The 14,438-nt window shown below is 68.1% G+C and carries 15 protein-coding genes, 1 tRNA gene and 2 pseudogenes; 17 read left to right on the top strand and 1 reads right to left on the bottom strand.

The window, feature by feature from the left end; genetic code table 11:
- Positions 1-56: 56 nt before the first annotated feature.
- From ACQBAT_RS01905 to ACQBAT_RS01850, 12 genes are all read left to right on the top strand, one after another.
- A complete protein-coding gene (locus ACQBAT_RS01905) occupies positions 57-1,028 on the top strand; it encodes a metallophosphoesterase (RefSeq protein WP_420748836.1) in 972 nt (323 codons plus the stop codon).
- A gap of 87 nt (positions 1,029-1,115) precedes the next feature.
- A tRNA-Pro gene (locus ACQBAT_RS01900) sits at positions 1,116-1,192 on the top strand.
- 476 nt (positions 1,193-1,668) lie between these two features.
- Positions 1,669-1,986 (top strand): helix-turn-helix domain-containing protein, encoded by a 318-nt coding sequence (locus ACQBAT_RS01895; RefSeq protein ID WP_075813249.1) that lies wholly within the window; start codon positions 1,669-1,671, stop codon positions 1,984-1,986.
- Positions 1,987-2,003: 17 nt separating this feature from the next.
- Positions 2,004-2,933, top strand: coding sequence for a transposase (locus ACQBAT_RS01890; RefSeq protein ID WP_427000080.1), 930 nt, complete (start codon positions 2,004-2,006; stop codon positions 2,931-2,933).
- Positions 2,934-2,952: 19 nt separating this feature from the next.
- A complete protein-coding gene (locus ACQBAT_RS01885; RefSeq protein ID WP_420748824.1) occupies positions 2,953-3,159 on the top strand; it encodes a hypothetical protein in 207 nt (68 codons plus the stop codon).
- A 62-nt stretch (positions 3,160-3,221) separates the two neighbouring features.
- Positions 3,222-3,434 (top strand): heavy-metal-associated domain-containing protein, encoded by a 213-nt coding sequence (locus tag ACQBAT_RS01880; RefSeq protein WP_420748823.1) that lies wholly within the window; start codon positions 3,222-3,224, stop codon positions 3,432-3,434.
- A gap of 2 nt (positions 3,435-3,436) precedes the next feature.
- Positions 3,437-4,423, top strand: coding sequence for a heavy-metal-associated domain-containing protein (locus ACQBAT_RS01875; RefSeq protein ID WP_420748378.1), 987 nt, complete (start codon positions 3,437-3,439; stop codon positions 4,421-4,423).
- Entirely contained in the window at positions 4,413-6,794 is a 2,382-nt protein-coding gene (locus ACQBAT_RS01870; protein WP_420748379.1) for a heavy metal translocating P-type ATPase, read from the top strand. Before ACQBAT_RS01875 ends, ACQBAT_RS01870 begins: the two co-directional genes overlap by 11 nt.
- 79 nt (positions 6,795-6,873) lie before the next feature.
- Positions 6,874-7,194: a YHS domain-containing protein gene (locus ACQBAT_RS01865; protein WP_420748380.1), complete on the top strand. Its 321-nt coding sequence runs from the start codon at positions 6,874-6,876 to the stop codon at positions 7,192-7,194.
- 97 nt (positions 7,195-7,291) lie between these two features.
- Entirely contained in the window at positions 7,292-7,912 is a 621-nt protein-coding gene (locus ACQBAT_RS01860) for a YdhK family protein (RefSeq protein WP_427197737.1), read from the top strand.
- A 66-nt stretch (positions 7,913-7,978) separates the two neighbouring features.
- On the top strand, positions 7,979-10,168 hold the full coding sequence (locus tag ACQBAT_RS01855; protein ID WP_420748382.1) for a heavy metal translocating P-type ATPase: 2,190 nt from the start codon (positions 7,979-7,981) through the stop codon (positions 10,166-10,168).
- Positions 10,169-10,188: 20 nt separating this feature from the next.
- Positions 10,189-10,494 carry a metal-sensitive transcriptional regulator gene (locus ACQBAT_RS01850; protein WP_420748383.1) on the top strand — a complete coding sequence of 102 codons (306 nt, stop codon included), beginning with the start codon at positions 10,189-10,191 and terminating at the stop codon, positions 10,492-10,494.
- On the opposite strand, the gene ACQBAT_RS01845 is transcribed toward ACQBAT_RS01850, so the two are convergent.
- Complete coding sequence (locus tag ACQBAT_RS01845; protein ID WP_427197736.1) at positions 10,491-10,895, bottom strand: hypothetical protein; 405 nt, start codon at positions 10,893-10,895, stop codon at positions 10,491-10,493. The two genes, ACQBAT_RS01850 and ACQBAT_RS01845, sit on opposite strands and share 4 nt — an antisense overlap.
- A 235-nt stretch (positions 10,896-11,130) precedes the next feature.
- On the opposite strand from ACQBAT_RS01845, the pseudogene ACQBAT_RS01840 reads away from it, so the two are divergent.
- From ACQBAT_RS01840 to ACQBAT_RS01820, 5 genes and pseudogenes are all read left to right on the top strand, one after another.
- Positions 11,131-11,394 (top strand): annotated as a pseudogene (locus tag ACQBAT_RS01840) (transposase); the annotation flags it as partial.
- Positions 11,395-11,482: 88 nt separating this feature from the next.
- Positions 11,483-11,971, top strand: coding sequence for a site-specific integrase (locus ACQBAT_RS01835; protein ID WP_427197735.1), 489 nt, complete (start codon positions 11,483-11,485; stop codon positions 11,969-11,971).
- A gap of 20 nt (positions 11,972-11,991) precedes the next feature.
- Positions 11,992-12,369, top strand: a pseudogene (locus ACQBAT_RS01830) (tyrosine-type recombinase/integrase); the annotation flags it as partial.
- A gap of 139 nt (positions 12,370-12,508) precedes the next feature.
- Complete coding sequence (locus ACQBAT_RS01825; protein ID WP_427197780.1) at positions 12,509-13,063, top strand: hypothetical protein; 555 nt, start codon at positions 12,509-12,511, stop codon at positions 13,061-13,063.
- Positions 13,015-14,379, top strand: a complete 1,365-nt coding sequence (locus ACQBAT_RS01820) for a tyrosine-type recombinase/integrase (RefSeq protein ID WP_427197769.1) — start codon at positions 13,015-13,017, stop codon at positions 14,377-14,379. Before ACQBAT_RS01825 ends, ACQBAT_RS01820 begins: the two co-directional genes overlap by 49 nt.
- The last annotated feature ends 59 nt before the right edge of the window (positions 14,380-14,438 follow it).

Below are 14,438 nucleotides of genomic sequence, written 5' to 3'. Positions count from 1 at the left end.
CCACCACCCCCACCCGACCATGTGGACAACCCACCCGAACCTGCGAGGATCGAGGGATGACGTCTCCCCTCCTGCGCACCCTGGGAACCGGCGCTGCCCTTGCTGGGGGAGCTGCGGCATACGCGACCTGGATCGAACCGCGGTGGTTCGCGCTCCGTCGCGTTGAGGTCCCCTGCCTGCCCGCTGGCAGTCCAACCGTGCGGGTGCTCCATGTCTCCGACCTGCACCTCGTCCCGCGCCAGCATCGCAAGCGGAACTGGGTGGCCGGGCTCGCCGATCTCGCACCGGACCTGGTCGTCAACACTGGGGACAACCTGGCCGACCATGCTGCCATCCCCGCAGCGCTCGACACCTTCGACGGGCTGCTCGATCTCCCCGGGGTCTTCGTCATGGGCTCGAACGACTACTTCGCCCCTCGCGCCAAGAATCCGCTGCGGTACCTCAACGACAGCCACACCAAGGACCTCCGCGCAGACGAGGATGAGGAGGAGGGCCAGGACCAGGACGACCCGCGTCGGCTGCCCACCCACGAGTTGGTTCGCGGCTTCAGCGAGCGCGGCTGGACCAACCTCAACAACCGGCGGGCACGGCTCGAGATCAACGGGCTCGACCTGGAGTTCGTCGGCGTCGACGACCCGCACATCGAGGAGGACGACTACGACTCCGTATCCGCACCGGCCGACCCCTCGGCCACCCTCACCATCGGGGTGGCGCACGCGCCCTACCAGCGCATCCTCGACGCGATGACGCGTGACGGCGCTCAGCTGCTCTTCGCCGGCCACACCCACGGCGGGCAGCTCCAGATCCCCGGGTATGGCGCACTCGTCACGAACTGCGATCTGGACACCGGGCGGGTGGCCGGGTTGTCGCGGTGGTGGCCGGGCGCTGGCTCGACCCCCTCGTCGCACGCGCCTCCGGACGCGGCCTGGCTGCACGTGTCGGCGGGGCTCGGCGGCAATCCGTATACGCCCTTCCGGTTCTCCTGCCGACCGGAGGCGACGCTGCTCACCCTGGTGCCGCTGGCCTGACGCAGAACGGATTTAGTCCCACCCCACCACGTGGGCTATCCTTGCCGATGCTGTCCGAGACGGTTCTGCCGTGTCGGATCGTGGCCACGGGGTGTGGCGCAGCTTGGTAGCGCGCTTCGTTCGGGACGAAGAGGTCGCAGGTTCAAATCCTGTCACCCCGACCACTAGGATACCGGCCCTGACCTGCGGAAACGCAGTCAGGGCCGGTTTTCGTTGTCCCGAGTGGGCATAACTGGGGCATAACTGGGTCGGCTGCGGCCATGAATGACCCCCGCGAGGCGGCAACCTCCGGGGGTCGGACGACAGCAAAGTGGGTGCTGACGTGGCTCCTATCGTAGCCGCCATCGCTCCGCCCGTGAAGGGCGTAGAGCCCCTCCCTTCGGTGCCACCGAGCTCCCGTCCTGCCCCGCCCCTCGGCACGCGCGCGAGGAGGCCGGCCATGAGGTAGCTACTACACGTCGGCGGCCGCTCGGAAGGTCCCGAGCTCGTTATAGGCGGTGATGATGTCCAACTCTTCCCTCTTGGTCTTCAATGGAGCTCCCTGGGCGGTGGCGGTGACTGGCTAGACATGTCGCGTCTCAAACTTCTTGGCAGACCGGTTATGAGGGCATGATCGGCGTGACCGAGGAGGAGATGGCCTATGGGTCGACCACCTGTGATCCCGGCGGAGAAGAAGACCAGGATCGTGCTGAGTGTCCTGGCAGGCGAGATGAGCATCGCCGAAGCGGCGCGCAAGGAGAAGGTCTCCGAGCAGTCGATCGGCCGCTGGAAGGCTGAGTTCCTGGAGGCGGGACGAACCGCGCTGGCCTCGGGCCGGACCGGTCCCTCGACCCGGGAGGAGCAGCTGGAGGCGGAGATCGCCGAGCTGACCACCGCATTGGGTGAGGCCCATCTTGAGGCGCGGGTGTGGAAGAAGAGCGCTGAGGGCCGCCTGGGCCCTTCGAGGACCTCGAGGTAATCCGTACCGAGGCGGGGATGCCGACCACGAGGTTCTGCGCACTGGTCGGCATCCCCGAACGGACCTACCGTCGCTGGCAGGCCCACGCCCGCGCCGGGCGCCCCGCCAAGGGGCCCTGGCCGCAGCCGGCCCGCGAGGCATCCCGGGAGGTGATCGCTGGCCTGGCGGCCAAGCACGCCGCGTGGGGCCACCGCAAGATCTGGGCCATGGCCCGCCACGGCGGCCACCGGGTGTCGATGTCGACCACGGCGCGAATCCTGGACGACGCCGGGTTGTTGCTGAAGGCGGACTACCAGCGGGAACGTCGTGACCTGGCCCAGCAGCGCAAGGCCGCGTTCGCCAAGACCCCGACGGGTCCGAACATGGTCTGGCAGTTCGACTTCTCCGAGTACGAGACCGCCAAGGGCGGGACCTGGCGAGTCGCGGGGATCGCGGACTACTGGTCCAAGTACGAGTTCGGGTGGCACTGGTCACCGACCGCGAACAAGCACGACGCGGTCGCCGCGGTCGAGCTCGCGCTGGCGGAGGCGGCCTCGATGCTGCCTGAGGGGCTGGACCTGCTGGAGTACCTCACCGACCCCGTCACCGGGGAGGTCGTGCCCATCACGTTGGTGACCGACAACGGTGGCCCGTTCCGCTCAGCCACCTTCGCGGCCCTGATCGAGAACACCCCAGAGCTGGACCATGTCCGCACCCGGGTCAGGACTCCTGGGCAGAACGGGGTGCGCGAGCGGGCGTTCCAGTCGCTGAAGTACGAGCGGCTTTACAGGGAGCAGATCGACGACATCCACGACCTGGTCGAGCACGGAGAGGACTTCCGCGCCGAGTTCAACACCGTCCGGCCCCACGAAGCACTCTCCTGGAACCGGCCCCGGGACGTGCACCTGGGCCTGGCCGACCCCGGCACACCCAACTTTCCCGAGGGCGAAACCCTGCCACTTCCTTGACACGGGACAGAGCCCAGAAGTGGCCGACCAGTTCTGTGAGCGGCTCGTCGCCGTCGCACAGGATGCCTGCACCGGTGGGCTGAACACCGCCGCCAGCGTCTCTCCCGCTGTCGCCGCCCTCGCTGTGGTCATCGCCGTCACGGGGTTGCGCCACCTGCGGACCACCGGCCAACCCCCCGGCGAGCCCGCCGGGGCCGGTGGCGTTGGGCACACCACCTCACGTTGATCCATACCCCCTATGGGTATAGTCTTAAGCAAGCCGTACACGAAAGAAGGAGTTAAGGACTGATGGCAACCACGACGGAGTACCAGGTGACCGGGATGACGTGCGGGCACTGCGAAGGGGCGATCCGCGAGGAGGTCTTCCAGATCGGTGGAGTGACCGGCGTCGAGGTCAGCGCCCAGACCGGGCGGCTGGCGGTCACCAGTGCGCAGCCGCCGAAGGACGCGGCAGTGATCGCGGCGGTCGACGAGGCCGGTTACACCGCCGTCAGGAGCTGACTGTGAGAGCGCCTGCACGCCTCGCCCTGTACGGGCTGATCCTCGTCGCCGTGTTCGCCGCGGCCGGATTCACCGCCAACGCGGTGATCTCCGAGGACACCGTGCAGGCCTGGGTCGAAGAGACACCCGAAGGCCACGGGGCCGGACACGGAGAGGAAGACATGAACAGCGGAGGGCATGAGGGTCACGAGGCCGACACTTCATCGCTGGGTCTCGGCCTGGCCACCGGCGGGTACCAACTCACCAGCGTAAATGCTCCCACCGGAACGGGCGGCGAGGGCGAGTTGGCGTTCGCAGTGACCGATCCCGAAGGGAACCAAGTCACCGACTTCGAACTCGACCACGAGCAAGAGATGCACCTGATCGTCGTCCGCGCCGACGGGCAGCACTTCGCCCACGTCCACCCCGAACGGAACCAGGACGGCCTGTGGTCGATCCCGTGGCAGTGGGAGGCGGCCGGCACCTACCGGGTCTTCGCCGACTTCGTGCCCACCGACAACGGTGAGGGCATGACCCTGTCGACCACGGTGCAGGTGACCGGCGACTACGAGCCGGCCCCGGTCGCGCAGGCCGCGCAGACAACGGTCGAGGGATTCGACGTGGTCGTCGAGGGCGACCTGGTGGCCGGTTCGGCGTCCGAGCTGACGTTCACGATCACCCGCGACGGGCAGCCAGTCACGACGCTGGAGCCGTACCTGGGGGCATTCGGACACCTGGTCGCGCTGCGCGATGGGGATCTTGCCTACCTGCACGTCCACCCCCACGGCGACACGCCGCGGGCCGGCCAGACATCCGGCCCGGAGATCGTCTTCGAGGCCACCGCCCCCACACCGGGCCGCTACCTGCTGTACCTGGACTTCCAGATCGGCGGTGACGTGCACACCGCCCCGCTGGTCATCGACACCGCCGGAAACGACGGTGACGGTCCGAGCACTGGAGACGAGCACGACCAAGACGACCACGAGGAAGGAACCGGCGATGACCACTGAGAACGTCAAGACCGACGTGAATCTGACCGGAGTCGAGCTGAGCATCGGTGGCATGACCTGTGCCTCGTGCGCGAACCGGATCGAGAAGAAACTCAACAAACTCGAGGGCATTAACGCCTCGGTGAACTACGCCACCGAGAAGGCCAGCATCACTGCCCCAGAGGGCTATGACACCCAGCTGCTGATCTCGGAGGTGGAGAAGACCGGCTACACCGCCCAGCTCCCGATCCCTAAGGGCGATAAGCCCAGTGACTCGGCCGAGGATGAGTCGGGTGAGGACGCCGAGATCCGGGTGCTCAAGCAACGCCTGATCGGTGCAGCGCTGCTGTCGGTGCCGGTCATCGCGATGGCGATGATCCCCGCGCTGCAGTTCGACTACTGGGGGTTCGCCTCCCTGGTGCTGGCCGCGCCGGTGGTCGTGTGGGCCGGCTGGCCGTTCCACAAGGCCGCCTGGGCCAACCTCAAGCACGGCGCCGCCACCATGGACACCCTGATCTCGGTCGGCACCACCTCGGCGTTGATCTGGTCGATCATCGCCCTATTCTTCGGCACCGCCGGTCAGCCCGGGGTGGTTCACCCGTTCGAGTTCACCATCTCCCGCTCCGATGGCCTGGGACACATCTACCTGGAGGTCGGCGCCGGGGTCATCACCTTCATCCTGCTGGGCCGCTACTTCGAGAAGCGCTCCAAACGCCAAGCCGGCGCCGCGCTGCGCGCCCTCCTGGAACTCGGGGCGAAAGAGGTTTCCATACTCCGGGATGGCCCCGATGGTAAGAAGATCGAGGAGCGCGTCTCCATCGAGGAGCTGACGGTCGGGGATGAGTTCGTGGTCCGGCCTGGTGAGAAGATCGCCACTGACGGGACCATCACCTCCGGCAGCTCTGCCATCGACGCCTCGATGCTCACGGGCGAATCGGTGCCGGTCGAGGTCGCGGAGGGCGACAACGTCACCGGTGCCACGGTGAATGCCGGTGGCCGCCTGGTCGTCAAGGCCACCCGCATCGGTTCGGACACCCAGCTGGCGCAGATGGCCAAGATGGTCGAAGACGCCCAGTCCGGCAAGGCCGAGATCCAGCGCCTGGCCGACCGGGTCTCCTCCGTCTTCGTACCCGTCGCGATCGCCGTCGCCGTCGCCACGCTCGGTGCGTGGCTCGGGGCAGGGTTCCCGGTCAGCGCCGCGTTCACCGCCACCGTTGCGGTGCTGATCATCGCCTGCCCCTGCGCCCTCGGTTTGGCGACCCCGACCGCGCTGCTGGTTGGTACCGGCCGCGGCGCCCAGATGGGCGTGCTCATCAAGGGCCCGGAGGTCCTTGAGTCCACCAAGCGGGTCGACACGATCGTGCTGGACAAGACCGGCACTGTCACCACCGGCAAGATGACCCTCACCGACGTCACCGCCGCGGTCGGCGTGGACCGGGATCGGCTGCTGCGCCTGGCCGGCGGGCTGGAGGATTACTCCGAGCACCCGATCGCCCGGGCCATCGCCGCTGGAGCCACCGCGCAGGTCGGCGAGCTGCCCGCCCCGGAGTCGTTCGAGAACATCGAAGGCAAGGGCGTCCAGGGTGTGGTCGACGGACATGCCGTCGTGGCGGGGCGCGAGGCACTGCTGACCGACTGGTCCATGCGCCTGGATGAGGACCTCAAATCTGCCAAGCAGACCGCCGAGTCTGAGGGCAAGACCGCTATCGCTGTCGGCTGGGACGGCCAGGCCCGCGGGGTGCTGGTGGTCTCTGACCAGATCAAGCCCACCAGTGCGCAGGCGATCGCCCAGTTCAAGGAACTGGGCCTGACCCCGGTGCTGTTGACCGGTGACAACCAGACCGTGGCCGAGCAGGTCGCGGCCGAGGTCGGCATCACCGAAGTCATCGCCGAGGTGCTCCCCAAGGACAAGGTCGACGTCGTTGCCCGCCTTCAAGACCAGGGCAAGGTCGTGGCGATGGTCGGTGACGGCGTGAACGACGCCCCCGCCTTGGCCCAGGCCGACCTCGGGCTGGCGATGGGCACCGGCACCGATGTCGCCATCGAGGCCGCCGACATCACCCTGGTCCGCGGAGACCTGCGCGCCGCCGCCGATGCGATCCGGCTCTCTCGTAAGACCCTGCGCACCATCAAGCAGAACCTGTTCTGGGCCTTCGGTTACAACACGATCGCGATCCCGATCGCCGCGTTCGGACTGCTCAACCCGATGCTCGCCGGCGCTGCCATGGCCTTCTCCAGCGTCTCGGTCGTCGCGAACAGCCTGCGGCTGCGCAGGTTCGAGGCCAAGGTCGATGACCAAACCGGCGGCGCTGCCCACGCCGACCCCTCTGGCACGGACTCGACCAACCCCACCGACACCCAGAACCAGACGAAGGAACCGGTCCAGACCTGAACACCTCGACCGAAGGGTCGACGCCGGCCCATCCACACAACCAAGCGTCAGAAAAGACACGACAGAAAAGGACATCACGATGAGCGCGCACAACAACAACAACGGCAGCCAGGGCCAGGCCACCAACGATCACCAGGATCTGCCCCTGACCGACACCACGGCCGCCCCGGCTTCGGGTGGCGGGTGCTGCGGCCACGCACCCAAGACCGAGGACCTCGCCGACGCGGGCAGCGACGACGTCACCGAATGCCTGGTCATGGCAGGCACCCCAGTGATCAAGTCCCAGGCCGAAGCCGAGGGCCTCTTCCGCGACTACCAGGGCCAGCGGTACTGGTTCTGCTGCGCCGCCTGTGGCCCCCTGTTCGACGCCGACCCCGACCGTTACGCGAACGCCGCCTGACCCGCCACCTGCGAAATCAGACACCTTGACCACCTGCCCCAGGGCGGATTTCGCCTCCCGTGACTCTGCCCGTCACGCCGCTGAAAGGACAGCCCTCATGACCCGAACACTCACCACCACCCTGGCCGCCGGGGCGCTGGCCGCGACGCTGGTCCTGGCGGGCTGCGCCAGCGACAACAGAGACGAGAGCCCCGGCGGCGCCCAGGACCACGGCAACCACAACAACGGCGACACTACGGACGACACCACGGCTGAGGGCGAGGCTGGTCAGGACCGTGATGGCCACGACCACCCCGCCGATGGTGGACCGGTGCCTGAGGGCATGAGCGAGGCAACTGACCCGCTCTACCCGGTCGGCAGCGAGGTAGTGCTAGCCGCGGACCACATGCCCGGCATGGACGGCGCCACCGCCACCATCGTCGGTGCCTACGACACCTACACCTACGCCGTGAACTACACCCCCACCACCGGCGGTGACCCGGTCACCGACCACCAGTGGGTCGTGCACGAAGAGCTGCAGAACGTCGGCCAGGAGCGCCTAACCGATGGGACCGAGGTCACCCTGGCTGCGGCGCACATGGGGGGGATGGACGGTGCCACCGCCACCATCGCCTCCTCGACCCAGGAGACCGTGTACGTCGTCGATTTTGAAGCCGACGGGATGGCGATGACCAACCACAAGTGGGTCACCGAGAGCGAGATCGCCCCCTCGCCCTGACCGCCCCACATACCCCAGCAGCACCCCGCCACCGGAGCGCAGCACACCAGGAAAGCCGAGCAGAGCATGACCAACCACCACCAAGACCATTCCGGCCATTCAGGCCACGGCACGAAAGAACCCGCCACCGACGCTGACCACACCTCCCACGGGGCAGGTGGCGAGCGCAGCGCTCACAACGAGCACGAGCCCGGGCATGACGATCATCGCGGGCACAGTGGGCACGATGCCCATGGCGGTCACGAGGGCCACAGCGGGCATGGTGATCACGTGGGGCAGTTCCGCCGACTGTTCTGGATCATGCTCATCCTGGCCATCCCCGTGGTCGGGTTCAACGAGATGTTCGCCCACCTCGTCGGATACCACCTACCCGAGGCCGAATGGGTGTGGTGGGTCTCTCCGATCCTGGGCACCGTCATCTACCTCTGGGGCGGATGGCCGTTCCTGACCGGCGCGATCAGCGAGATCCGCTCCCGCAAACCCGGCATGATGCTGCTGATCGGGCTGGCCATCACAGTCGCATTCATCGCCTCCTGGGGCGCCACCCTGCACATCTTGGACCATGAGCTGAACTTCTGGTGGGAACTGGCGCTGCTGGTCGTCATCATGCTGCTGGGCCACTGGATTGAGATGCGCTCCCTGGCACAGACCACTTCCGCCCTGGACTCCCTGGCAGCGCTCCTGCCTGATGAGGCTGAGAAGGTCGAGGGCGATGAGGTGGTCAAGGTCGCCCCGGCCGACCTGGCGGTCGGAGATGTCGTGATCGTCCGTCCCGGCTCCTCGGTCCCCGCCGACGGCAAGATCGTCGACGGCTCCGCGAGCATGGATGAGTCCATGGTCACCGGCGAATCCAAACCCGTCCGCCGCGAGAACGGCGACCACGTGGTCGCCGGGACCGTCGCTACCGACTCCGGGGTTCGAGTCGAGGTCACCGCGATCGGTGATGACACAGCCCTGGCCGGCATCCAGAAGCTCGTCGCCGACGCCCAAGCGTCCTCCTCCCGGGCGCAGCGGATCGCCGACACTGCGGCCGCCTGGTTGTTCTGGTTCGCCCTGGGCGCGGCGGCGATCACCGCGATCGTCTGGGCCCTGCTCGGGATGCCGGACGCCGCGGTGGTGCGCACGATCACCGTCCTGGTGATCGCCTGCCCGCACGCCCTGGGCCTGGCAATCCCGCTCGTGGTGTCCATCGCCACCGAACGCGCCGCCCGCGGCGGCGTCCTCGTCAAGGACCGGTTGGCGCTCGAATCGATGCGGACGGTCGATGCGGTGCTGTTTGACAAGACCGGCACCCTGACCAAGGGCGAGCCCACCGTCACCGGTGTTGACCCTGCGGGCAGTCGTGACGCCGACGAGATCCTCGCTTTAGCTGCGGCCGCCGAGTCCGATAGCGAGCACCCGCTCGCCCGGGCGATCGTCAGGGCCGCGCGGGATAAAGACCTGTCAGTGCCCAAGGCCAGCGACTTCTCATCCTCCCCCGCGGTCGGGGTCAAGGCCACCGTCGCCTCCGACGGATCCGGCACGGTGGTCGAGGTCGGAGGCCCTTACCTGCTCGAACAGCACGACCGTGACGAGCTGGGCATCGCCGAGACCTGGCGAGAGGAGGGCGCGATCATCCTGCACGTCCTGGCTGACGGGGACGTCATCGGAGCGCTGCGGCTGGCCGATGAGATCCGCCCCGAATCCCGCGACGCAGTCGACGCCCTCCACGCCCGCGGCGTGCAGGTGGTCATGATCACCGGCGACGCCCAAGCCGTGGCCGACACCGTCGCCAAGGACCTCGGCATCGACCGCGTCTTCGCCGGCGTGCGACCCGAGGACAAAGCGGCCAAGGTTGCCGAACTACAGGACGAGGGCCGCAAGGTCGCCATGGTCGGCGACGGTGTCAACGACGCCCCCGCCCTGGCCCAGGCCGACGTCGGCATCGCGATCGGCGCCGGTACCGACGTCGCCATCGGCTCCGCCGGAGTCATCCTGGCCTCCTCCGACCCCCGCTCGGTGCTCTCGGTCTTCGAACTCTCCCGCGCCTCCTACCGCAAAATGAAGCAGAACCTTTGGTGGGCCGCCGGCTACAACCTCGCCGCCGTCCCCCTGGCCGCCGGGGTCCTGGCACCGATCGGGTTCGTCCTACCCATGAGCATCGGCGCAATCCTGATGTCAGTCTCCACCGTCGTCGTCGCCCTCAACGCTCAACTATTGCGGCGCCTCGACCTGACCCCCAAAGCCAGCACCGACAGAATCCTCGACCGCACCTGACCCCGAGAAAGCCATGAAAAATGAACACCAGCACCCACGAGGCCACCCACGGCTACATCAGCGACAAAGACCGCTACCTGGCCAGGATGAAACGCATCGAAGGACAAGCCCGCGGCATCCACCGCATGATCGACGAGGACACCTACTGCATCGACATCCTCACCCAGATCAGCGCCATGACCTCCGCCCTAGAAAACGTAGCCCTCGCCCTGCTCAATGACCACCTTCAACACTGCGTCACCAGCGCAGTCCGCGAAGGAGGAACCCACGCAGACACCAAGCTCAAAGAAGCCTCCGCCGCCATCGCCCGCCTCGTGAAGTCTTAGGAGGTCATGGGGGTGATGCTGCCTATGCGTTGTCGAGCTGCTGTGCGCCATTCTCGGTAGCGGTTGGCGAACTCGTCGTCGCGGCGTCGGGAGAATTCCAGCTCGCCGACGCGTGCCGGCCATACGCCAAGGGCGGGGTTTGTCCGATGAACGGTGGTTCTGGCGTTCATCGCCCAGAACCCCCCACCCGCTCCAGAAATCGTCTTCAGCGACGCGCAACGCCCCTCACGAAACCCGCTCGGCGGATCCGGGCTGATCGTGCCCCAAGCACGGAACTCCGCCTGATGTACCAACAGGACGCGGCCCTCCAGGTTCACCGGCAGCACGGTGACCGAAGGCAGCAGGAGCAGGTCGTGGCCCACCTTCTTTCGGAGACGGGCGATGTGTGGGGCTACGGGCATAGGAGAACGCTAGCCGTGGCCTCGCGGACCGCACACTTTCGCGGCAGCGGACTGTTCCGCGGAACACCTCCAGTGGCTTCCATACCTCCCGGCCAGCGGCTACGTGTTTCATTGACGTCAGGATCTGTCAACGGCCAAGTGGAGGTACCCGGTTTTGGCCAGGTGGAAGTGAGGTTGACCCCGTTGGGTGGACATCCTGACCGGCCAGGTGAGCCTGGCAGGAGAGGATGCCCTCATGGGTGCCAAGAGGAAGAGTTACACCCCGGCGTACCGTCGTGACGCTGCTCGTCTGGTGATCGATACCGGTCGCACGATCGTGGAGGTCGCTGGCGAGATCGGCGTCGGTCAGGCGCTGCTGGGGCGGTGGGTCGCAGCCGAGCGGGCCCGCATGGACGACCCGCCGGGTGCGCTGGACATCGACGAGCGGGCCGAGCTGGAGCGGTTACGGGCCGAGAACGCCCAGCTGCGCATGGACCGGGAGTTCCTGAAAAAAGCGGCTTGATATGTAGGTGATCTCCGCGTGGCTTCCAAGTCTTGCCAGGGTGCGGGCGGACGATGGCCTCAGCCTTATCGGGAGGGAGGCCGGGATGGCTCCGGGAGCCTCGTTCATGCCGTGCTTGATCGATGCCCGAGGCCCGGCTCCCTCGCTGGGCGAACCGCTGGTGGATGAGTACCTGCGGTTTACCGCGGCGCGGGTCAGACCGAACACGCTGACCGCGCAGGCGTACGACCTGAAGGTCTTCTTCACCGTGGTGCCCAAGCCTCCGGTCCAGGTCACCACCAGCGACGTGCTCGCCTTCATCGAGGCGCAACGGACACCGCGGCGGGGCGCCAACGTGGTACGGCTGGCTGATGGCGAGGTCGGGTTGGCGGCCTCGACGATCAGGCGGCGCCTGGCGACGGTGACCTCGCTGTTCGACTACCTGCTCGCCCGCGGCATCGTCGATCGGCAGGTCGTCCCACGCAGCATGACGCCCCGGTCACGGTCGTTGCGCGGCTCACCCCTGGTCCGGGCGCCCAGGCGGCTGCCACGGATCCTCGACCGGTCGAGGCGGTCGCCCTGTTCGCGGCGCTGAGGACCGAGCGGGACCGGGCGATGGTCACGCTCATGCTGCATGCCGGGCTGCGGCGCTGCGAGGTGCTGGGCCTGCGGTTCGTCGACGTCCAGCCCGGCGACGGCCGCGTGTTCGTCGCCGAAGGCAAGGGCGGCCACCAACGCATCGTGCCGGTCGTGCCGGCCTTCTTCACCCACCTGGCCGCCTACCTGGCCCAGGAACGACCCACCGGGACCGACGCCGAGTCGGTGTTCGTCGTGCTCAAGGGCCCCACCCGCGGGCGCCGGCTGACGGCGGCGGGGTTGGACGAGGTGCTCGCCGGGGCCCGGCGTCGGGCGGGACTGTCCCACGCCTCCTGCCACGAGCTGCGGCACACCTGTTTCACCCGGCTGCGGGAAGCCGGGATGTCGCTGGAGGCGATCCAGGCCCAGGCCGGCCACGCGAACCTGGACACCACCCGGATCTACCTGCACCTGTCCAACGACGACGACTGCTCGCTACGGAGTACCAGCAGGCCATGGCCGTCCTGGACCGACTCTACGAGGAAGGACCGACACCGTGAGCACAATCACCCGTGCGACCACGCCGGGCGTCGAGCAGCTCGACGCTTTCGTCGCCGACTACATCTTGGCGGGCGCGACCGAGGCTGCGCGCAAGTGCCGACGCCTCGGCGTGATCGGCTTCCGACGAGCCTTCGGCGACCTGGACGGATGGAACCACGCCCCCGGCGCGGCGCGGCGTCAGGTGCGCACCGAGGTGGCCTCGTTCGCCGCGCACGCCGCGGTCGCGACCGGCCTGCAGGTCGACCCGGCGTTCGTGGTCACCAGCTGCTGCCGGTGGGGCAGCTACGTGCGGCAGGCCTATCCGGCGCAGCATGCGCTCTTCATGAGCCAGGCTGCCGACCTCGGCTTCTGCACCAAGGAGATCGGGCGGATGTGGACCCACCTGTCGCGCATCGCCGTCATCGCCGGGACCTCTCCGGCGGCGCTGACACCCGACCCGAGCAGTACACCGCCGCCCGGACCACCTTCTTCGAACACACGGTCGCCCGGCACGGCGGGAACGTGCCGCACAGGTCGTTATCCACGCCGCTGTTCGGCCTGGACGCCGTGATGTTCCACCGCGGCCAGGCACCCGCACCGGACAAGCGTCGCCGCTGGCTGCACACCCGAGCAGCGCAGATCGACTGGAAGCACATCAGCGCCGGCACCCCCGTCCTGGCATCCACGATGCGCCGCTACCTGGACCAGTGCGCGCTGTCGCTGCGCCCGTCCTCGGTGGCGCTGTTCGACACCACGCTGCGCCAGTTCGCCGGGTACCTGCTCACCCACCACCCCGGCGTCACCGCCGCCGCGCACGTCGACCGCGAGCACATCGAGGGCTACAAGACCTGGCTGGCCCAGCGGCCCGGGTACCGCGGCAAGCCGGGGCTGTCCAAGCCCACCCTGGGCATGCGGATGGGCCACCTACGCTCCTTCTTCACCCGCATCATCGAGTGGGACTACGACGACGCCCCCGCCCGCGTCCCGGTCTACGCCACCGACCGACCCCGCCTGGACCGGCCCCTGCCCAAGTTCCTCGACGACGCCCAGGCCGCCGCGTTCATGAACGCCGCCCGCGACCTGCCCGACCCCCTGGACCGCCTCATCGTCCAGGTCCTGGCCCGCACCGGGATGCGCCGCGGCGAGCTCCTCGGCCTGACCATCGACGCCGTCGTGCAGATCGGCACCGGCTACTGGCTGCGCACCCCGGTCGGCAAGCTCCACACAGACCGGTACATCCCGCTCCATCCGCACGTCAAAGACCTCATCGACGACTGGCTGGCACACCGCGCCTCCTGGCAGTCCTCCGACCTGCTCCTGCTCGACCGCGGCCGACCGATCCCCGCCACCCGCGTCGACAAAGCCGTCCACAAGACCGCCGCCGCGGCCGGCCTCGGACACGTCCACCCCCACCAGCTGCGGCACACGCTGGCCACCCAGGCCATCAACCGAGGCATGTCCCTGGAAGCCATCGCCGCCCTCCTCGGCCACCACGACCTGTCGATGACGATGGTCTACGCCCGCATCGGCGACCGCACCGTGGCCGACCAGTACTTCAAGGTCACCCAGAAGATCGAGTCCCTCTACGCCGCCACCCAACCCGCGAGCACGCCGGTGACCCTCCCGGCCGAGGCCGCCGGCCCAGCGATGCGCGCCGTCCACGCGGAAGCCAGCAAACGCCTGCTCGGCAACGGCTACTGCGCACGACCGATCGAGCTCGACTGCCGCTACGAGACGATTTGCGAGTCCTGCACGATGTTCTTCACCACGATTGAGCACCGACCCACCATCCAGGCGCAACGCGACGACGCCACCGCCAAGGGCCAGACCCGACGCGCCGAGGTCTACGACGCCCTCCTCCAGCGCCTCGAGGACACCCCCGCTTGACACCGATCACCCGCATAAAGCGGCCTTCTTCGTGACGGAGAACGCCTCGAGCAGCCAGA

The organism is Ornithinimicrobium pulveris (genome assembly GCF_050261105.1).
In the GTDB taxonomy this organism is placed as follows: Bacteria; Actinomycetota; Actinomycetes; order Actinomycetales; family Dermatophilaceae; genus Ornithinicoccus.
Note: the sequence above shows the minus strand (reverse complement) of the source record. Positions and strands in the feature narration are given on the sequence as shown.